The sequence below is a fragment of the Bradyrhizobium liaoningense genome, from assembly GCF_018130825.1.
In the GTDB taxonomy this organism is placed as follows: Bacteria; Pseudomonadota; Alphaproteobacteria; order Rhizobiales; family Xanthobacteraceae; genus Bradyrhizobium; species Bradyrhizobium liaoningense_B.
In genome coordinates this window covers 796206-816571 of the sequence record NZ_JAFCJS010000001.1, presented here as the reverse complement: position 1 = coordinate 816571, position 20366 = coordinate 796206, and the positions used below count along the sequence as shown (strand labels likewise).

The window sequence follows — 20366 nt, the reverse complement described above, 5'->3', positions numbered from 1 at the left end:
GGCGAGTGTTCGGCAAGGTTTCCCAGCATGACTCTTGCAAGGCTATCCCTGGCAGAGACGATCCTGAGACAACATTCCTGACCTTGAGACGACTTTGAAAGGCCTTCAGCCCATGAAACGCGTAACCCTGGCTCTCACTCTCGCTCTCGCCGCCGGCCTGTCTGCCCAGGCCGCCGATGCGCAAACGCTCAAGACCATCAAGGACCGGGGCACGCTGTCCTGCGGCGTCAGCCAGGGCCTCCCGGGTTTCTCCTCGCCCGACGACAAGGGCAACTGGACCGGCCTCGACGTCGACCTCTGCCGCGCGATCGCGGCCGCCATCTTCAACGACCCGACCAAGGTCAAGTACGTGCCGACCTCGGCCAAGGACCGCTTCACCGCGCTGCAATCCGGCGAAATCGACGTTCTCTCGCGCAACACCACCTGGACCATCTCGCGCGACACCTCGCTCGGCGCCAACTTCACCGGCGTGACCTATTATGACGGGCAGGGCTTCATGGTGAAGAAGTCGCTGAAGGTGAATTCGGCGCTCGAGCTCAACAGCGCTTCCGTCTGCGTGCAGACCGGCACCACGACCGAGCAGAATCTGGCCGACTACTTCAAGGCCAACAACATGAAGTACGAGGTGATCGCGTTCGGCACCAACGACGAAACCGTCAAGGCCTATGAAGCCGGCCGCTGCGACGTCTTCACCACCGACCAGTCGGGCCTCTACGCCAATCGCCTCAAGCTCGCCAATCCCAACGACCACATGGTGCTCCCCGAGATCATTTCGAAGGAGCCGCTCGGCCCGATGGTGCGCCACGGCGACGACCAGTGGTTCGACATCGTGAAATGGACGCTGTTCGCGCTCGTCACCGCCGAAGAGCTCGGCATCACCTCCAAGAACGTCGACGAGAAGGCGAAGCTGGAGAGCCCGGAGCTGAAGCGCGTGCTCGGCAGCGACGGTAATTTCGGCGAACAGCTCGGCCTGACCAAGGACTGGGTGGTGCGGATCGTGAAGGCGACCGGCAATTACGGCGAGGTGTTCGATCGCAACGTCGGCGCCGGCTCGCCGCTCGCCATCAATCGCGGCCTCAACAATCTCTGGAACAAGGGCGGTCTCCAATACGCACCGCCGATCCGCTGATCCTGCTTGATCCGCGGCACGCGGCGATGAGCACCGAGGCTCGAAAACCGCCGGCCCAGATCGCGCTGAAGATCAGGCGCATTCTGGGCGGCAAGGCAGGCTGGAACGGCGTCGCCGTCCAGTTTGCCTTCGCCGCGATCCTGGGCTGGATCGGCTACGAGATCGTCTCCAATGCGCGCGCCAATCTCGAGAACCAGCATATCGCCGCCGGCTTCGGCTTCCTCAGGAACAATGCCGGCTTCGACGTCAACCAGACGCTGATCTCCTATACCGGCTCGGACACGTTCCTGCGCGTGTTCGTGGTCGGGCTTCTCAACACGCTCGTCGTCTCGGTGGTCGGTATCTTCTTCGCCACCGTGATCGGCTTCATCATCGCGCTGTGCCGACTGTCGCCCAACTGGCTGCTGTCGCGCGTCGGCGAGATCTATGTCGAGATCATCCGCAACCTGCCGCTGCTGTTCCAGATCCTGTTCTGGTACCTGGCGGTGCTCGCGGCCCTGCCCAATCCGCGGCAGAGCATTTCGCTGCTGGGCATCGCCTTCATCAGCAATCGCGGCCTCGTCATTCCCCGTCCGATCGGCGAGAGCGGGTTCGAGCCGTTCCTGGCGATGCTGGCCCTCGGCATCGTCGTCTCGCTGGGATTGCGCTTCTACGCCAGGCGCGCGCTGTTTGAGCGGGGGCAGGTGATCCGCATCTGGCCCTCTGTGCTGGCCTTGCTGCTCGGACTTCCGCTGGCCACGATGCTGGTCTTCGGTCTGCCCTTCACCTTCGAGCTGCCGCAGCTCAAGGGGTTCAATTTCGCCGGCGGCTCGCGGATCATCCCGGAATTCGTGGCGCTGACGGTGGCTCTGTCGACCTATACCGCCGCCTTCATCGCCGAGATCGTACGCGCCGGCATCCTGTCGGTCCACAAGGGACAGATGGAGGCGGGGTCTTCGCTCGGCCTCAGCCGCGGTGCCACGCTCCGGCTGATTGTCGTGCCGCAGGCCATGCGCGTTATCGTGCCGCCGCTGACCAACCAGTATCTCAACCTCACCAAGAACTCCTCGCTGGCGGTCGCGATCGGCTATCCTGACCTCGTCTCGGTGTTCGCCGGCACCTCGCTGAGCCAGACCGGGCAGGCGATCGAGATCATTGCGATGACGATGGGCGTCTATCTCCTGATCTCCCTCATCACCAGCGCCGTCATGAGCGTCTACGGTTGGCGCGTCAGCCGGAGCCTTGGCGCATGACCGATATCGCCTCATCCTCCTTCGTCCGGCACGATCTGGTGAACGAGCGTCCCGCGCCGGTGAAGACGACGGGCTTCATCGGCTGGGCGCGGACCCGCCTGTTCAACTCGCCGACCAACATCCTGCTCACGATCCTGGGCGCCTTGCTGCTCTGGTTCACCATCGTTCCCAGCGTCAAGTTCCTGATGGTCGATGCGGTCTGGAGCGGCAAGGACCGCACGGCCTGCCTCACCGAGAACGTCGGTTTCGCGGTGGGCGCCTGCTGGCCCTACATCCAGGCCAAGCTGCCGCAACTGATCTACGGCTTCTATCCCGAGGCCGAGCGCTGGCGGGTCAACCTCACATTCGTCCTGGCGGCGGTCCTGCTGGTGCCGCTGCTCGTTCCGCGCCTGCCGGCGAAGGGCCTCAGCGCCGGCCTGTTCTTCTTCGCGTTTCCGGTCGTCGCATTCTTCCTGCTGCGTGGCGGCGGCATCACCGGCTTCGGCCTGAGCTGGACGGCCGGCGTGCTGCAATTGTTCGACGAGAGCATCATCGGCGCCGGCCAGGTGCTGCTCAATCTCAGCAAGACCTCGGCCATCGCACCCCTGTTGTGGGTCGTCGGCAACCTGATCGTGCTGATTGGCACCGCGATCCACTGGCTGATCTTTCCGTTGACCTGGCTGCGCGACCAGATCCAGGCCTCGGGGCAGGCGGTCTGGACCGATTTCGCCGTCACCACGGTCGTCGTTTCTCTGATCGCCTTCTTTCTCGCAGGCGGCCTGCGGACTGGCTGGCGCGCTCTGGCGTCGAGCTTCGCAACTTTCGTCGCCATCGCGATCGTCATCAAGCTGATGGGGCTCGACCACGGCGGACTGCCGATCGTGTTGACCAATCTGTGGGGCGGGCTGCTGGTGACGCTGGTGGTCTCCGTCACCGGCATCGTCACCTCGCTGCCGATCGGCATTGCGCTCGCGCTCGGCCGCCGTTCGACCATTCCGCTGATCCGGATCTTCTCGATCGCCTTCATCGAGTTCTGGCGCGGCGTACCGCTGATCACCGTGCTGTTCTTCGCCACCTACATGCTGCCGCTGTTCCTGCCCGGCAATTTCACGGTCGACGGCCTTGTCCGCGCGCTGATCGGCATCGCGCTGTTCACCGGCGCGTATCAGGCCGAGAACGTCCGTGGCGGGCTTGCCGCGATCCCGCGCGGGCAGGGCGAGGCCGCTGCGGCGCTGGGACTGTCCTGGTGGAAGACGACCTCGTTGATCGTGCTGCCGCAGGCGCTGCGCCATGTCATTCCGAACCTCGTCAACAGCTTCATCTCGCTGTTCAAGGACACCTCGCTGGTCTCGATCGTGGCACTGTTCGACCTCCTGGGCTCGCTACGCGCCTCGTTCTCAGACCCGAAATGGTCGACGCCGTCGACCGCGTTCACCGGCTTTGCCTTTGCCGGGATCATCTATTTCATCTTCTGCTTTGGAATGTCGCGCTACTCGCTGTTCGTCGAGCACCGCCTCAACGCCCACCGCCGCAACTGATCGAGGCCATCATGTCCGACCCCATCGTCAAGATTTCCGGCCTGAACAAATGGTACGGTGAATTCCACGTCCTGCGCGACATCGACCTCGAGGTCAAGAAGGGCGAGCGCATCGTCATCTGCGGGCCCTCCGGCTCCGGCAAGTCCACGCTGATCCGCTGCATCAATGCGCTGGAAGAATTCCAGGAGGGCGAGATCGTCGTCGACGGCATCGAGCTCGGGCCCAATCTCAAGCACATCGACGCCGTGCGCCGCGAGGTCGGCATGGTGTTCCAGAGTTTTAATCTGTTCCCGCACCTCACAGTGCTCGACAATTGCACGCTGGCGCCGATCTGGGTGCGCAACATCCCCAAGAGGGACGCCGAGGCGACCGCGATGAAATTTCTGGAGCGGGTCAAGATCCCGCACCAGGCCAACAAGTTTCCGGGCCAGATGTCCGGCGGCCAGCAGCAGCGCGTCGCGATCGCGCGCGCGCTGACCATGAACCCGAAGGTGATGCTGTTCGACGAGCCGACCTCGGCGCTCGACCCCGAAATGGTCAAGGAGGTCCTCGACACCATGGTCGATCTCGCCGAGGAGGGTATGACCATGCTGGTCGTCACCCACGAAATGGGCTTTGCCCGCGAGGTCGCCAACCGCGTCGTGTTCATGGACGCCGGCCAGATCATCGAGGCCAACACCCCGAACGAGTTCTTCGCCAGCCCGCAGCACGCCCGTACAAAGCTGTTCCTGAGCCAGATTCTGCGGTGAGCGCCTGCAGTCCGGCGGCCTCGCCGGTCTGACGGACACACAAGCTTGGCACCATGCGAATCGGCTGGGCTCTCTTCGGACCATCCTCCGGAGAGAAACCTTGCAGAGCAGTCTCGGCGCGCGCGCCTACCAGAACGCGCGATTGCAGAAGAAGTTGAGGAAGCAGGCGGACGCCGTCATGTCCTTCGCCATCGAGGCGCTGGGGCAGGGCAGACGTGACGAGACCGAGAATCTCTGCCGCGAGATCCTGAAAGAGGTTCCGGATCATTTCCACGCCACGCACCTGCTTGGCCTGCTGGCGTTCGACGGCGGGTGGCTTGAGGACGCGCAATTCCTGCTCGAGCGTGCAACCATGCTCGATCCGCGTTCACCCGATGCCCACAGCAATCTCGGCGCCGTGTATTTCGCGCTCGAGAAATTCAAGGACGCCCGCGCATGCCAGGAGAAGGCCCTTGCGCTGAAGCCGAATTGTCCGATCACCCTGACCAATCTCGGCAATACGATGCTGCACCTCGGCGAGGCCAAAGAGGCAATTGCGCTGCATGAGCGCGCGATCAGGCTGAAGCCGGACTATGCCGACGCATTCTGCAACCGCGGCATGGCGGAACTGATGATCGGCCAGTTCGAGCGTGCCGGAAAGAACTTCGAACGGGCCCTATCGTTGCAGCCGCGTCATGCGGAAGCGATTGCCGGCAGGGGTATGGTGAGCCTCGAACTCCGGCACTTCGAGGAGGCGGAAGCCGCGCTCGATACCGCGCTGGCGCTCAAGCCGGGCTCGGCCAGAATTCTGGTGCAGCGCGGACGCCTCTATCTGACTGTGTCCCGGCTGCAGCAGGCGGCAGCGGATTTCGACGCCGCACTGGCGCAATCGCCTCGGAATGAGCTCGCGCTGTGCTGGCGGGCGCAAGTCGACATCATGGTACGGAACACGGCGGGCGCGATGGCGGGCGCCAAAAAGCTGCTCGAAATCAATCCGCAATCCGAGGCGGCCATGTCGCTCCTGGCCTCTTGCTATGCGAACCAGGGAGACATCGCGACGGCGCTCGAGTATCTCGATGCGGCGCTGGCGATCGCGCCCGACTTTCCCGAGGCCATCGGATACAAGATATTCGTGCTGGATTACCTGCAGGAGGCCGATTTCGTGGTCCAGCAGGCGGCGCGAAAATACTGGTGGGATCAGATCGGCGCCAAGCTTCCTCAACGGACCTTGGCGCCGCGCGATCTCGATCCGGACCGACAGATCGTGGTCGGATATGTCGCTTCCGAATTCAGGCAGCACTCGGCGGCTTACTCGCTGATGCCGGTGCTGCGCCATCACGATCGTGCCGCGTTCAAGATCGTCTGCTATTCCTGCTGGCCGCTGCAGGACGAGATGACCGGGAAATTCAAGTCTTGCGCAGACGTCTGGGTCGAGGCCGCGCAGTTCTCGGACGACGAACTGGCCGATCGCATCCAGGCCGACGGAATCGATATTCTGATCGATGTGTCCGGGCATACGACCGGCAGCAGGCTCCATGTGTTCTCGCGGAAGCCGGCCCCCATCCAGGTCACGGGTTTCGGGCACGCCACCGGCACCGGCCTGCAGACCATGGACTACGTGCTCGCGGACCCGACCTTCATTCCGCAATCGGCACGCCATCTGCTGGCCGAAAAGGTCTATGACCTGCCGTGCCTGATCACGATCGATCCCATCCTGGACGTGCCGCCTTCGGAGCTGCCCATGCTCCGCAACGGCTATGTGACTTTCGGCGTGTTCAACCGCATCTTCAAGATCTCGGACGAGGCGATGCGGGTGTGGTCGAAGGTGATGCGCGAGGTGGCGGGATCGAAGATCATCATCAAGAACGGGCTGCTCGACGATCCCTTGTTGCGCGACGGCCTGATCGCGCGGTTCGTGGCACACGGCATTGCCGAGGAGAACGTCATCTGCATGGGCACGACGCCGCGCAACGAGCATTTGCGGGCCTTTGCCAACGTCGACATCTCGCTCGATACGTTTCCGCAAAACGGCGGCATTAGCACCTGGGAATCCCTGTACGCCGGCGTTCCGGTTGTCGCCAAGCTCGGCAACGGCTCGTCATCGCGCGCCGGCGGGTCGATCGTGGCGGCCGTGGGCCTTGACGACTGGGTCGCCGAGGACGAGGAGGGCTATGCCGCGATCGCGATCAAGTATGCCGCCCAGCCTGCGCATCTGGCAAAGCTGCGCGCGGAACTGCCGGCCCAGATCGCCGCTTCGCCCGCCGGCAATGTCGAGATCTACACGCGCAGGGTCGAGGCGGGGTATCGCCAATTCTGGCGCGACTACTGTGCCTCGGCCTCCGAAGGCGGCGAGGTTGCGTAGGCAGATCGACCGCGCCGGATGAGCATACGCGAACACCGGGAAATCACGGAGGCGTTGCCAGTCGAGCCGGCCGGCTGGCCGGGCTTGCGAATCAGCTAGACTCTCCCTGGGCCATCCTCCGGAGAGCAACCTTGCAGAACAGCGGCGCCGGCGCACGCGCATTCCAGAACGCGCGGTTGCAGAAGAAATTGATGAAGCAGGCGGGCGCCGTCACCTCCGCCGCAGCCGCCGCCTATGGCCAGGGAAAATATGCCGAGACGGAGGCGCTCTGCCGTGAGATCCTGAAAGCGCTTCCGGACCATGTCGACGCCATGCACCTGCTCGGGATGTGCGCGCATGACGGCCGGCGCCTTGAGGAGGCGAAGGAGCTGCTCGAGCGCGTGATTGCGCTCGATCCACGTCTGCACGATGCCCACAACAACCTCGCGACCGTGCATTTCGACCTCGGCAATTTCGAGGAGGCGCGGCGGTGCCAGGAGAAGGCGATCGCGCTGAAGCCGAATTTCGCAGTGGCGCTGACCAATCTCGGCAATACGCTGATGCATCTGGGGCAGTACGAACAGGCGCTCGAACTGCACGAGCGCGCAATCAAGCTCAAGCCGGATTACGCCGATGCATTCTGCAATCGCGGCATGGTCGAGATGTTGCTCGGACTGATCGAGCGCGCCAAGCAAAGTTTCGATCGCGCCCTGCTGTTTCAGCCGCGGCACGCCGAGGCGATCGTCGGCAACGGCATGATCAGCATGGAGCTCCGGCATCACGAGGAGGCGGCAGCCAAGTTTGCCATGGCGCTCGCGATCAAGCCGGGCTCGCCCAGGATTCTCGCCCAGCGTGGGCGGCTCAGTTACGAGTTGCAGCGCCTGGAGCCGGCGCTTGCGGATTTCGAGGCCGCGCTTGCGATTTCGCCCAAATTCGAACTGGCTCTCCAGGGCAAGGCACAGGTCTGTCTCGTGATGGGAAGGACCGCGCAGGCGATGGCGGCCGCAACGGCCCTGATCGAGCAGAATCCGCGCTCCGAGCTTGGCTTGGCGCTGATGGGTTTCTGTTATTCGAACCAGGGAGAGATGGACGCCGCGATCGAATATCTCGATCGCGCGCTGGCGATAAAGCCGGCCTACGAGGATGCGATCAGGGGCAAGATCTTCTTGCAGGACTACCTCCCCGAGGCCGATTTCGCGCTCCAGCAGGCAGTGCGACGAGATTGGTGGGACTTGATCGGCTCCAAGCTGCCGCGGCGGACACTGCCAAAGCGGCCGCTCGATCCGGACAAGCAGATTGTGGTCGGCTATGTCGCTGCCGAATTCCGGCAACACTCGGCGGGACTGACCTTGCTGCCGGTGCTGCGCCATCACGATCACGCCAACTTCAAGATCATCTGCTACTACACTTGGCCGGGAGCGGACGAGTACACCGCCATGTTCAAGCAACAGGCGGACGTCTGGGTGGACGCCTGGCAGCTTTCGGACGACGAACTCGCCGATCGCATCGAGGCCGACAATGTCGACATCCTGATCGACGTTTCGGGCCACACGAACACCAACAGGCTGCGGGTTTTCGCGCGGAAGCCGGCTCCGATCCAGGCCACCGGCTTCGGACATGCGACGGGCACGGGCATGCAGACCATGGACTATGTGCTCGCGGATCCCGTTTTCATTCCGCCATCGGTCCGGCATCTGTTTCCCGAAAAGATCCACGATCTGCCGTGTCTGATCACGATGGAGCCCGTCTCGGATCTGCAGCCGTCGGAGCTGCCGATGCTGCGCAACGGCTACGTCACCTTCGGCGTGTTCAACCGCATCTACAAGATTTCGGATGATGCGATCCGTGTGTGGTCGCGCCTGATGCGGGAGCTGCCGGGGTCGAGGATCATCCTCAAGAATGGTTTGCTCGACGAACCCTTGTTGCGCGACGGCCTGGTCGCACGCTTCGTGGCGGAAGGCATTGCCGAGGAGAACATCACCTGCCTGGGCTTCACCTCGCGCAACGACCACCTGCTGGCCTTTGCCAATGTCGATATTTCCCTGGATACGTTTCCGCAAAATGGCGGCATCAGCAGCTGGGAATCGCTCTACACGGGTGTTCCCGTGGTGACCAAGCTCGGCAACGGCGCCCCCTCGCGGGCCGGCGCCTCGATCGTGGCTTCTGTTGGTCTCGGCGACTGGGTCGCGGAACATGACGAGGGCTATATCGAGATCGCCCGGAAATTTGTCTCGCAGCCTGAGCTTCTGGCGAAGTTGCGCGCAGGCCTGCCGGCTCAGATCGCAGCCTCGCCCGCCGGCAATGTCGAGATCTACACGCGTGAGCTCGAAGCGGGTTATCGCAAGTTCTGGCGCGACTATTGTGCTGCGGCCTCGGAAGGCGACGAGCGGGCGTAAACCGGCTGCCCCGGCGCGAACTCGTGGACGCCCGTCCCCGACGTGAGGAGGCCGCTGCCGATCAGACGAACGGCGGCTTGATGTTGCTGCGCTTCTCCAGCCATTCCGGCACTGGAAGATTCTTGGCGCGCATGAAATCCGCGTTGAACAGCTTGGACTGATAGCGGCTGCCGGAATCGCACAGCACGGTGACGATGGTCTTGCCGGGTCCGAGCTGCTTGGCGAGGCGAATTGCGCCCACTATGTTGATGCCGGTGGAGCCGCCGAGGCACAGGCCTTCGTGCAGGAGCAGGTCGTAGATCACCGACACAGCTTCGGCGTCCGGAATCAGGAAGGCATCGTCGACCTTGGCGGTTTCGATCACGGGCGTGACGCGGCCGAGGCCGATACCCTCGGTGATGGAGTCGCCCGGGGTCGATTTGGCCTGGCCGTTCTTGAACAGCTCGTACATCGCAAACCCCTGCGGATCGGCGCAGGCATTGACGATGCCGGGGTGCTTCTCCTTGAGATAACGGCTGGTGCCGGCCAGCGTGCCGCCGGTGCCGACCGAGCAGATGAAGCCGTCGATCTTGCCGCCGGTCTGCTCCCAGATCTCGGGGCCCGTCGACTCGTAATGCGCCTTGGCGTTGTCGAGGTTGTTCCACTGGTCGGCGAACAGCACGCCGTTCGGTTCGGTCTTGCGCAGCTCGTCGGCGAGCCTGCGGCCGACATGTTGGTAATTGTTGGGATTGGCGAAAGGAAGGGCCGGGACCTCGATCAGCTCGGCGCCGCACAGCTTCAGGAAATCCTTCTTCTCCTGGCTTTGGGTCTCCGGGATCACGATCAGCGTGCGGTAGCCGCGGGCGCTGGCGACGACCGCCAGGCCGATGCCGGTGTTGCCGGCGGTCGCTTCCACCACGAGGCCCCCGGGCTTGAGCTCGCCGCGCTTCTCCGCCTCCAGGATCATCCATTTGCCGGCCCGGTCCTTCACCGACTGGCCGGGATTCATGAACTCGGCCTTGCCCAGGATGGTGCAGCCGGTCAATTCCGAGGCGCGCTTGAGCTTGATCAGCGGGGTGTTGCCGATGGCTTCGACAACGTTGGTTCGAATGGTCATGTCGGGGGAAATCACTGGCAAAGGGTTGATCTGGCTGGCCAGAACCTAGTGCCTGGGAGGGCAAAGGGGAAGGCTTTTGCGCTGCGGCGAAAGTGGTGGAAGCGACCCGCAGAGCGGCGACATTCCCGAGCAAAGAACAGCGCGAATAATGCCGGGATACGGTCTCGGATAGCGGCGGAACGAATATGCCCGGTGACCTCAGGGACACGGAAGATATCGGTCGTCGCAACCACCGCTCACAGCCCATCTCTACCGCGTGCATGCCGGCTTGGCCGCACGTGGTTCCCGGACGAGTTGAATTGCACGTGGGGAAGCATGTGCGAGCGGGGTGCTCGTGCCCGATCCTTGACGGCCTTGTGAGAGCTGCCCGCTGCGTCTTGAGACGGAGCCGAGGCCGCATGCAGCTCGCTGCTGACCGGTGCAGCCGGATCAAGCCGCTCTCGCCTGGGTGTGGCGCCAATATCACATGAAATCTTGGTAAGCTTGAACGTGCTTTCCGGCGCCATGAAAAATCGAGAAGTAACTGCAAGACAGGCATATCTTGCATTTGTTTGGTCGTGATGGGATGGCGCGGGGACTGCCATCTCGCACCTGCGGGACTGTCCCGCTGTTCCGCGCCCGGCTAGTATGAAGTTCAAGGTTCCGCAGAAAGCATCGCCTGTGAACGAGTTGCCAAAAGCCCCCCGACCGTCCGGCCGCGAATCGGTTAATCCGGCTGCGCGGTGGCGGCTCGATCTGCCCGGCGGGGGGTGGATGTGACACAGCATGTTCCGGCGATTGCCGTGCGGCGGTCTTTCGGGTCTGCGTCCCGGACGCGTCGTGCAGCGCGCTGGCTTGCCGTGCTGTGCGTGGCTGCAAGTTCAGGCGCATGCGTGCTGACGCAGGATCTTCCGGATCCCGCGCTCGATGTTCCCACACAATACAAATATGCCGGGAAGGGCGATGCGCCGCCGTCCCTGGATTGGTGGCGCGGCTTCCGTTCCTCCGAGCTGACTCAGCTGATGGAGGAGGCCCAGACCGTCAACCTCGACATCGCCGCCGCCGTGGCGCGCATCGTCCAGGCCGACGCGCAGGCGCGACAGGCGGGTGCAGCGCTGCTGCCGAGCCTGTCGGGGAGCGGATCGGAAACCTATTCGCGCACCTCGGGCTCCTCGTCATCAGGTCTCACCAATGGCGGGCGCGAAGTCGTCAACTATTCGGCCTCGCTGAGCGCGAGCTACCAGCTCGATTTCTGGGGCCAGAACCGCGATGCGCTGCAGACGGCGGAGGAGACGGCGAACGCCAACCGTTTCGATCGCGACACCGTCGCGCTGACGACGCTGGCCGCCGTCGCCAATGCCTATTTCCAGGTGCTGGCTTCGCAGGACCGGCTGCGCACCGCCCAGAGCAACATCGCCAGCGCGCAGCGCATCCTTGATGCCATCCGCGAGCGCCGCAAGGCCGGCACCGGCACCGATCTCGATGTCGCCCAGCAGGAGAGCGTGCTCGCCAACCAGAAGGCGCTGGTGCCGCCGCTGCGCCAGACGCTCGACCAGAACCGAAACGCGCTCGCCGTGCTGGTATCTCGCCCGCCGGAAAGCGTGCGCATCGCCGGCGGTTCGCTGAACAGTATCGCCATCCCGCGCGTGACGCCCGGCCTGCCGTCGGAAATTTTGACGCAGCGGCCCGACATCCGCCGGCAGGAGGCGCAGCTCGCCTCGGCCACCGCCAATATCGGCAACGCGCGCGCGCAATTCTTCCCGACCATCCAGCTCACCGGCAATGGCGGCTATCAGAGCTCGGCGCTGGTGTCGCTGTTCCAGCCGCATGCTGCGTTCTTCCAGCTCGTCGGCAGCGCGACGCAACCGATCTTCGACGGCGGCAAGATCCTCGGCAATTTCGAATTCGCCAAGGCGCGGCAGGACGAGTTGCTTCAGACCTACCGCAAGACCATCATCCAGTCGTTTGCGGACGTCGACAACGCGCTGTATTCGATCAAGCAGACCACCATCAAGCTACAATTGCAGCGCGATGTCGTTACCTCGTCGAAGCGCGCCTTCGATCTCGCCGAGCAGCAATTGCGCGCCGGCACGGCCGACATCGTGACCGTGCTGAACGTCCAGCAGACACTATTTCAGGCCGAAGACGCGTTGTGGCAGGCCCAACTCGCACGGCTTCTCGCCATCGTCAGCCTGTATCAGGCGCTCGGCGGCGGCTGGGAGCCGCGAATGGAGAAACCGGTCAATGCTCTTTAAGCCGGACATGAAGCAAGGCGCGAAGGAGGGCACGGCGACCAGGTCGCGCGGCCGCGGCTTCGTCATGACCCTGATCACGCTCGCGATCCTCGGCGGCCTCGGTTATGTCGGCTGGACCGTCATGCACCAGCAGCAGGCGAACAACCGCAACCAGCGGCCCGATCTGCCGGTGCCGGTGCTGGCGGCGACGCCGCGCATCCAGGACGTGCCGGTCTACCTCGACGGCGTCGGCGCGATCCGTGCGCTCAACACCGTGACCGTGCGCTCGCAGGTCGATGGCAAGCTGATCGCGGTCAACTTCACCGAGGGCCAGGACGTCAAGAAGGGCGACGTGCTCGGCGAGATCGATCCCGCGCTCTATCAGGCGACATACGACCAGGCGGTCGCCAAGAAGGCGCAGGATCTGGCCCAGCTCGCCAACCAGCGCATCGACCTCGCGCGCTACGAGCAGCTCGCTGCCTCCAATGCCGGCTCCAAGCAGCAGGCCGATACCCAGCGCGCGCTGGTCGCGCAGACCGAGGCGCTGGTCAAGGCCGACCAGGCCGCGATCGACAATGCCGCGGCAACGCTGAGCTATACCAAGATCGTGGCGCCGCTCTCGGGTCGCGCCGGCCTGCGCCAGGTCGACCAGGGCAACATCATCCACGCCGCCGACACCACGGGCCTCGTGGTGATCACGCAATTGCAGCCGATCGCGGTGTGGTTCAGCCTGCCGCAGCAGCAGATCATGCGGGTCAACGCGGCTGCCGCCAAGGGGGCGCTTGCCGTCGACGTGTTCGGCAATGACGGCATCACCGTGATCGACACCGGCAAGCTGACCGGGATCGACAACCAGGTCGACCAGACCACCGGCACGCTCAAGCTCAAGGCCGAATTCCCCAACGCCAACTACCAGCTCTGGCCCGGCCAGTTCGTCAATGTCCGCCTCAAGGTCGAGACCTTGACGCAGGCGCTGGTGGTGCCGACATCGGCGGTGCAGCGTGGTCCGGTCGGCACCTTCAGCTATGTCATCGGCGAGGACAACGTCGTCTCGGCCAAGCCCGTGACGGTGACGCAGCAGAACGAACATGACGCGGTGATCGCCAGCGGCCTGTCGGCGAACGACAAGGTCGTCACCACCGGCTTTGCCAACCTCTCCGACGGCTCCAAGGTGGTCGTCGGCCGCGACGACCAGACGCCGTCGGCCGATCTCGCCCCGCGCAAGCGCTCGCGCGGTCCGGATGCTCAGAAGAAGGATGGGGCCAAGGACAGTCAGAAGGATTCGCAAAAGGACGGACAAGCCAAGGACGGCGAGTTCCGCGCCAAGCGAAACAGCAGCGAAGGCGACCAGAAGGGACAGACCGGTCCGGCACCGGGGCCGGGGGCATCGGGATCTGGAGCCAAGCAGCCATGATCACGACAACAGCCGCCTAGGCGGCAGGCGTAAACCATGGGAGTCTCCGAACCCTTCATCCGCCGGCCCATCGCGACCTCGCTGCTCGGTATCGCGCTGCTGATCGGCGGGCTGCTCGGCTATTTCGCGCTGCCGGTCTCGGCGCTGCCGCAGGTCGACTTCCCGACCGTGCAGGTGACGACGCAGCTGCCGGGCGCTAGCCCCGATGTGATCGCTTCGCTGATCACCGCGCCGCTGGAGCGGCAACTCGGCCAGATCCCGTCGCTGTCGGCGATGAACTCGACGAGCTCGTTCGGCGTCAGCCAGATCTCGCTGCAGTTCGACCTCAACCGCGATATCGACGGCGCAACGCAGGACGTGCAGGCCGCGATCAATGCCGCCGCGGGAGTCTTGCCAAAAACCCTGCCTTATCCGCCGACCTACGCCAAGGTGAACCCGGCCGACGCGCCGGTCATGACGCTGGCGCTGCGCTCGGACACGATCTCGCTGCGGGCGATGAGCGACATCGCGGACACGCTATTGGCGCAGCGGCTGAGCCAGATCTCCGGCGTCGGCCGGGTCTCGGTGCTGGGCGGGCTGAAGCCGGCCGTGCGCATCCAGGCGGATCTGGCGCGCCTTGCCGCCTATGGCATCGCCATGGAGGATCTGCGCACCGCGATCGCCAATGCCAATGTCTCGGGGCCGAAGGGCTCGCTCGACGGCGCCCAGCAATCCTACATCATCGCCGCCAACGACCAGATCGCTGCCGCCGAGGCCTACAAGCCGATCATCATCGCCTACCGTAACGGTTCGCCTGTTACGATCGCGGACGTCGCGCAGATCGTCGATGGCCTGGAGAACGACCGCACCGGCGGCTGGTACCAGGGCTCGCCGGCCGTCATCATCGACATCCAGCGCCAGCCCGGCGCCAACGTCATCGACGTCGTCAGCCAGATCCGCGCCGAGATCCCCAAGGTCCAGCGCGCCATTCCGGCCGGCGTCAACCTCACCATCGTCTCCGACCGCACCGTCACCATCCGCGCCTCGGTACGGGACGTGCAGTTCACGCTGATCCTCAGCGTCGTGCTGGTCACGCTGGTGGTGTTGCTGTTCCTGCGCTCGCTGCGCGCCACGCTGATCGCGGGCGTCGCGCTGCCGCTGTCGCTGATCACCAGCTTCGGCATCATGTATTTCGCCGGCTTCAGTCTCGACAATCTGTCGCTGATGGCGCTGACGATCGGCACCGGCTTCGTGGTCGACGACGCCATCGTCATGATCGAGAACATCGTCCGCCACATGGAGAACGGCGACGGGCCGATGGAAGCTTCGCTCAAGGGCGCGAGCGAAATCGGCTTCACCGTGATCTCGCTGACGGTGTCGCTGATCGCGGTGTTTATCCCGCTGCTGTTCATGTCGGGCCTCGTCGGCCGTATGTTCCGCGAATTCGCGCTGACGCTGACCATCGCGGTCGTGACCTCGGCCGTGGTCTCGCTGACGCTGACGCCGATGATGTGCTCGCGGCTGCTCAAGCACGCACACGAGGAGCTGGCGGTGCCGGGCCTTGCCGCGATCAGCCGCTTCATCGACCGCACCGTCGAGTTCTACCACCGCACGCTGCTTGTGGTTCTGCAGCACCAGCGCCTCACGCTGGTCGTGACCTTCGCGACGCTGATTGCGACCCTCGTTCTCTACGTCGTCGCGCCAAAAGGCTTCCTGCCACTTCAGGACACCGCCTCGATCACGGCGGTGACGGAGGCCGGCCCCGACGTCTCGTTCGCGGAGATGCAGAAGCGGCAGGCCGAGGCCGCCGACGCCATCAAGGCCGATCCTGACGTGGTTGGCGTGGTCTCGGTGATCGGCGCGGGCTCGGTCAACCCGACCACCAATGTCGGCCGTCTCGTCATGACGCTGAAGCCGCGCGGCGAGCGGCGTGACGATGTCGGCGTGGTCGTGACCCGGCTGAAGGAGCGGGTGGCGGGCATCCCCGGCATGACTGTCTATTTTCAGCCGGTGCAGGACGTCCAGATCTCGACCCAGTCGAGCCGCTCGCAATACCAGTACACGCTGACCGGCACCGATGCGGCGCTGGTCTCGGAATGGGCGCGCAAGCTGGTTGCGGAGATGCGGCGCGATCCCCTGTTCCGCGACGTCTCCTCCGAGGCGCAGGAGGGCGGCCTGCGGGCGCAGCTCGATGTCGACCGCACCCGCGCCGGCCAGCTCGGCGTCAGCCTGCAGGCCATCACCGACACGCTGAACGATGCCTTCGCGCAGCGGCAGATTTCGACCATCTACGGCCAGGCCAACCAGTACCGCGTCGTGCTGGAGGCGCTGCCGATGTACCAGCGCGATCCCTCGATCCTGTCAAAACTCTATCTGCCGGGCGCCGCGAGCACGACCGTCGGCGCGCCGAGCGCCCAGGTGCCGCTCTCGGCCGTTGCGACGCTGAAGCGCACCACGGCGCCGCTCGCGATCTCGCACCAGGCGCAATTCCCGTCGATCTCGCTCAGCTTCAACCTCGCGCCGGGCGCCGCGCTCGGAGATGCGGTCGAAGCCGTCAAGGCGATCGAGACCCGGATCGAGATGCCCAACAGCATCGTCGGGGTCTATGCCGGTGACGCCGCCGAATTCGCCAAGGCGCTTGCGGGACAGCCCTGGCTGCTGCTCGCCGCCGTGATCACGATCTACATCGTGCTGGGCGTGCTCTATGAGAGCTATATCCACCCGATCACGATCCTGTCGACGCTGCCCTCGGCCGGCGTCGGCGCGATCCTGGCGCTGGTGCTGTGCGGGCAGGACCTCTCGGTGATCGGCCTGATCGGCATCATCCTCTTGATGGGCATCGTCAAGAAGAACGCGATCATGATGATCGACTTCGCGCTGGAGGCCGAGCGCGGGCAGGGGATGTCGCCCAACGAGGCGATCGTGCAGGCGTGTCTCTTGCGCTTCCGCCCGATCATGATGACGACGCTGGCGGCGCTGTTCGGCGCGCTGCCGCTGGCGATCGAGAGCGGCACCGGCGCAGAGCTGCGCTTTCCGCTCGGCATCTCCATCATCGGCGGCCTGCTGCTGAGCCAGTTGCTGACGCTCTACACCACGCCCGTGATCTACCTCGCGCTCGACCGCATCAACCGCCGCCTCGAGCAGGCGCTGCCGCCGGCCGAATCCGGCGGCCCGCCGGTCGCGGGCGCAACCGAGGGGATGCAGTGATGGCATCGATCTCGGAGCCCTTCATCCGCCGTCCGGTCGCAACCACGCTGCTGTCGATCGGGCTGTTCCTGCTGGGTGTCGTCGCCTACGAGTTCCTGCCCGTCGCCTCGGTCCCGAACGTCGACTTCCCCGCCATCTTCGTCTCGGCCAGCCGTCCGGGCGCTGATCCCTCCGTGATGGCGGCGACGGTGGCCTCGCCGCTGGAGCGGCGGCTAGGGGAGATCGCCGGCATCAACCAGATCACCTCGACCTCGTCGCTCGGCACGACCAACATCCAGCTCCAGTTCGACATCGGCCGCAACATCGACAAAGCCGCCCGCGACGTGCAGGCGGCGATCAACGCCTCGCTGGTCGACCTGCCGAGCGACCTGCCGACGCTGCCAAAATTCCGGAAGGCGAACACCGCCGGCGCGCCCGTCTTCGTGCTGGCGCTGACCTCGAAGACGCTGTCGGCGAGCGCGATCTACGACGTGGCTGATACCGTACTGGCGCAGCGCATCTCGCAGGTGCCGGGCGTCGGCGACGTCACCGTCTCCGGCGCCGACCAGCCGGCTGTGCGGGTGCAGCTCAACCCTGTGGCGCTGTCGAATGCCGGCATCGCCACCGACGACGTCCGGACCGCGATCATCAACGCCAATCCGCTTGGACCTGTCGGCATCTTCAACGGCGAGCGCCAGAGCGAGACGCTGTCGCTGAACAAGCAGATGCGCACGGCGAAAGAGTTCCGCGACATCGTCATCAAGAGCTCCAACGGCAATTTCGTCCGCCTCTCCGATGTTGCCGATATCGAGGATTCCGTCCGCAACGCCCGCTCGATCGCCTGGTTCAACAAGCAGCCGGCGGTGCTGATCCAGATCACCAAGCAGGGCGACGCCAACGTCATCGATACCGTCGACCGGGTGAAGGCGCTGATCCCCGAACTGAAGCAATGGATTCCGGCCGGCGTCGAAATCTCCACTTTGGTCGATCGCACCGGCACGATCCGCGCCAGCGTGCTGGACATGCAATGGACATTGCTGGCGACGGCCGTCCTGGTGATGGTCGTGGTGTTCGTGTTCCTGCGGCGGCTGACGCCGACGATCGCGGCCGGCATCTCGGTGCCGCTGGCGCTGGCCGGCACCTGCGCCGGCATGTGGGTCGCGGGCTTCTCGATCGACAATCTGTCGCTGATGGCGCTCGCCATCTCCGTCGGCTTCGTGGTCGACGACGCCATCGTCATGATCGAGAACATGTTCCGCAATCTCGAGCACGGCATGCGGCCGTTCCAGGCGGCACAGGAGGGGGCGAAGCAGATCGGCTTCACCGTGGTCTCGATCAGCCTGTCGCTGATTGCGGCCTTCACGCCGCTGATCTTCATGGACGGCATCGTCGGCCGCCTGCTGCGCGAATTCTCACTGACGCTGACCTTCGCGATCCTGGTCTCGACCCTGGTGTCGCTGACGGTCACGCCGATGATCTGTGCGCATTACATCCGGCAGACCACCTCCGGCACCGCGACGCTGTTCGACCGGATCATCGAAGGCTCGCTGTCGCGCATCGTCGCCTTCTACGCGCGAACCTTGCGGACCGTGCTGGAATATCCGTTGCTGACGCTGCTGGTGTTCTTCGCCACCATCGGCCTCACGGTGACGCTCTACATCAAGGTCCCCAAGGGTTATTTCCCGACCGACGATTCCGGATTCATCATCGGCGCGACGCGCGCCTCGGCCGACATCTCGTTCCAGTCCATGCTCGGCCTGCAGCAGCGGCTCGCCGACATCGTGATGCAGGATCCGGCCGTGGCCGGCATCGGCTCGACCGTCGGCAGCGGAGGCGGGGGGCCGGGGGCGGCGACCTCGAACCGCGGCACCATGTTCATCAGCCTGAAGCCGCCGGAGGAACGCGACCACGTCTCGACGCAGGTCGTGATCGATCGTCTGAGGCGCGCATTGTATCCCGTGCCCGGCATCCGCCTCTTCATGTTCGCCGCCCAGGACGTGCGCGCCGGCGGACGGCAAAGCGATTCCGACTACCAGTACACGCTCTCCTCGACCGATCTCGACCTGTTGCAGAAATGGGCGCCGATCGTGGCCAAACGCATGGAAAGCGTCGACGGCATCACCGACATCTCCAGCGACCGCGACCCCGGCGGGCTCCAGCTGACATTGTCCATCGACCGCAAGAAGGCCTCCGCGCTCGGCGTCAATGTCCAGGACATCGATAACGCTTTGAACAATGCGTTCTCGCAGCGGCAGATCTCGATCATCTACACCCAGCGCAACCAGTACATGACCGTGCTGGAGATCGATCCGAAATTCCAGGTCGATCCCTCCAACCTCGACCGCATCTATGTCGCCGGCGCCAACGACGTGCAGGTGCCGCTATCGGCCGTGGTGCGCGCGACACGCGGCCTTGCCGCGCTCGCGGTCTATCACTCGCAGTCGTTTCCCTCGACCACGGTGTCGTTCAACCTGTTGCCTGACGTGCAGCTCCAGACTGCAACGCAGAACATCCAGCGCGCGGTCGAGGAACTGCATATGCCGGAAGGAATCCGCGGCAGCTTTGACGGCAATGCCGGCGATTTCGCCAGGACCAGCGGTCGCCAGCCGCTCTTGATCCTCGGCGCGCTGGTGGCGATGTATATCGTGCTCGGGGTGCTCTATGAGAGCCTTGCCCATCCGCTCACGATCATCTCGACGCTGCCCTCGGCCGGCCTCGGCGCGCTGCTGGCCCTGCAGATCACCAACACGCCGCTGACCGTGATCGCCTTCGTCGGCATCATCCTGTTGATCGGCATCGTCAAGAAGAACGGCATCATGATGGTGGACTTCGCGCTCGATGCCGAACGCCAGCGTGGGCTGTCCTCGGCGGAGGCGATCTTCGAGGCCTGCCAGGCGCGCTTCCGTCCGATCCTGATGACGACGATGGCGGCGCTGTTCGCGGGCATTCCGCTGGTCATCGCAACCGGGCCGGGCACTGAGCTGCGGCGCCCGCTCGGTATCACCATCATCGGCGGCCTGTTCGTCTCCCAAATCCTGACGCTCTACACCACGCCCGTGATCTACCTGCTGATCGACCGCCTGCGGCGCCGGTCCGAGCCGCGTCCGCTCCCTGCGCCGGCGGAATAGGTTGTTG

The 20366-nt window shown here is 64.6% G+C and carries 11 protein-coding genes; 10 read left to right on the top strand and 1 reads right to left on the bottom strand.

Annotation, left to right across the window (positions count from 1 at the left end; translation table 11 throughout):
• The first annotated feature begins 112 nt into the window (after positions 1–112).
• The 6 genes from JQ603_RS03885 (at position 113) to JQ603_RS03860 (ending at position 9343) form a co-directional block, all read left to right on the top strand.
• A complete protein-coding gene (locus tag JQ603_RS03885) occupies positions 113–1129 on the top strand; it encodes an amino acid ABC transporter substrate-binding protein (RefSeq protein WP_212336656.1) in 1017 nt (338 codons plus the stop codon).
• 26 nt (positions 1130–1155) lie between these two features.
• Positions 1156–2361 (top strand): amino acid ABC transporter permease, encoded by a 1206-nt coding sequence (locus JQ603_RS03880; RefSeq protein WP_212336654.1) that lies wholly within the window; start codon positions 1156–1158, stop codon positions 2359–2361.
• On the top strand, positions 2358–3878 hold the full coding sequence (locus tag JQ603_RS03875) for an amino acid ABC transporter permease (protein ID WP_212336652.1): 1521 nt from the start codon (positions 2358–2360) through the stop codon (positions 3876–3878). The genes JQ603_RS03880 and JQ603_RS03875 overlap by 4 nt, the downstream gene beginning before the upstream one ends.
• Positions 3879–3889: 11 nt before the next feature.
• On the top strand, positions 3890–4627 hold the full coding sequence (locus JQ603_RS03870; protein WP_245003366.1) for an amino acid ABC transporter ATP-binding protein: 738 nt from the start codon (positions 3890–3892) through the stop codon (positions 4625–4627).
• A 100-nt stretch (positions 4628–4727) separates the two neighbouring features.
• Positions 4728–6968 (top strand): tetratricopeptide repeat protein, encoded by a 2241-nt coding sequence (locus JQ603_RS03865; protein ID WP_212336651.1) that lies wholly within the window; start codon positions 4728–4730, stop codon positions 6966–6968.
• 131 nt (positions 6969–7099) lie between these two features.
• Positions 7100–9343: a tetratricopeptide repeat protein gene (locus JQ603_RS03860; protein WP_212336649.1), complete on the top strand. Its 2244-nt coding sequence runs from the start codon at positions 7100–7102 to the stop codon at positions 9341–9343.
• Between the two features lie 61 nt (positions 9344–9404).
• Here the strand turns inward: JQ603_RS03860 and JQ603_RS03855 are convergent, their stop codons facing one another.
• Positions 9405–10439, bottom strand: a complete 1035-nt coding sequence (locus JQ603_RS03855) for a cysteine synthase A (protein WP_212336647.1) — start codon at positions 10437–10439, stop codon at positions 9405–9407.
• Positions 10440–11188: 749 nt separating this feature from the next.
• Here JQ603_RS03855 and JQ603_RS03850 point away from each other — a divergent pair.
• From JQ603_RS03850 to JQ603_RS03835, 4 genes are read left to right on the top strand one after another with little or no spacing between them, the layout of a single operon-like run.
• On the top strand, positions 11189–12673 hold the full coding sequence (locus JQ603_RS03850) for an efflux transporter outer membrane subunit (protein ID WP_212336645.1): 1485 nt from the start codon (positions 11189–11191) through the stop codon (positions 12671–12673).
• Positions 12663–14066, top strand: a complete 1404-nt coding sequence (locus JQ603_RS03845) for an efflux RND transporter periplasmic adaptor subunit (protein WP_212336643.1) — start codon at positions 12663–12665, stop codon at positions 14064–14066. The genes JQ603_RS03850 and JQ603_RS03845 overlap by 11 nt, the downstream gene beginning before the upstream one ends.
• Before the next feature lie 36 nt (positions 14067–14102).
• Positions 14103–17252: an efflux RND transporter permease subunit gene (locus JQ603_RS03840; protein WP_212336641.1), complete on the top strand. Its 3150-nt coding sequence runs from the start codon at positions 14103–14105 to the stop codon at positions 17250–17252.
• A complete protein-coding gene (locus JQ603_RS03835) occupies positions 17252–20359 on the top strand; it encodes an efflux RND transporter permease subunit (protein ID WP_212336640.1) in 3108 nt (1035 codons plus the stop codon). Before JQ603_RS03840 ends, JQ603_RS03835 begins: the two co-directional genes overlap by 1 nt.
• The last annotated feature ends 7 nt before the right edge of the window (positions 20360–20366 follow it).

Excerpts from the sequence above, each read along its gene's own strand:
- JQ603_RS03885 (WP_212336656.1), top strand. The coding sequence starts at position 113 with ATGAAACGCGTAACCCTGGCTCTCACTCTCGCTCTCGCCGCCGGCCTG.
- JQ603_RS03880 (WP_212336654.1), top strand. The coding sequence starts at position 1,156 with ATGAGCACCGAGGCTCGAAAACCGCCGGCCCAGATCGCGCTGAAGATC.
- JQ603_RS03875 (WP_212336652.1), top strand. The coding sequence starts at position 2,358 with ATGACCGATATCGCCTCATCCTCCTTCGTCCGGCACGATCTGGTGAAC.
- JQ603_RS03870 (WP_245003366.1), top strand. The coding sequence starts at position 3,890 with ATGTCCGACCCCATCGTCAAGATTTCCGGCCTGAACAAATGGTACGGT.
- JQ603_RS03855 (WP_212336647.1), bottom strand. The coding sequence starts at position 10,439 with ATGACCATTCGAACCAACGTTGTCGAAGCCATCGGCAACACCCCGCTG.
- JQ603_RS03845 (WP_212336643.1), top strand. The coding sequence starts at position 12,663 with ATGCTCTTTAAGCCGGACATGAAGCAAGGCGCGAAGGAGGGCACGGCG.
- JQ603_RS03840 (WP_212336641.1), top strand. The coding sequence starts at position 14,103 with ATGGGAGTCTCCGAACCCTTCATCCGCCGGCCCATCGCGACCTCGCTG.
- JQ603_RS03835 (WP_212336640.1), top strand. The coding sequence starts at position 17,252 with ATGGCATCGATCTCGGAGCCCTTCATCCGCCGTCCGGTCGCAACCACG.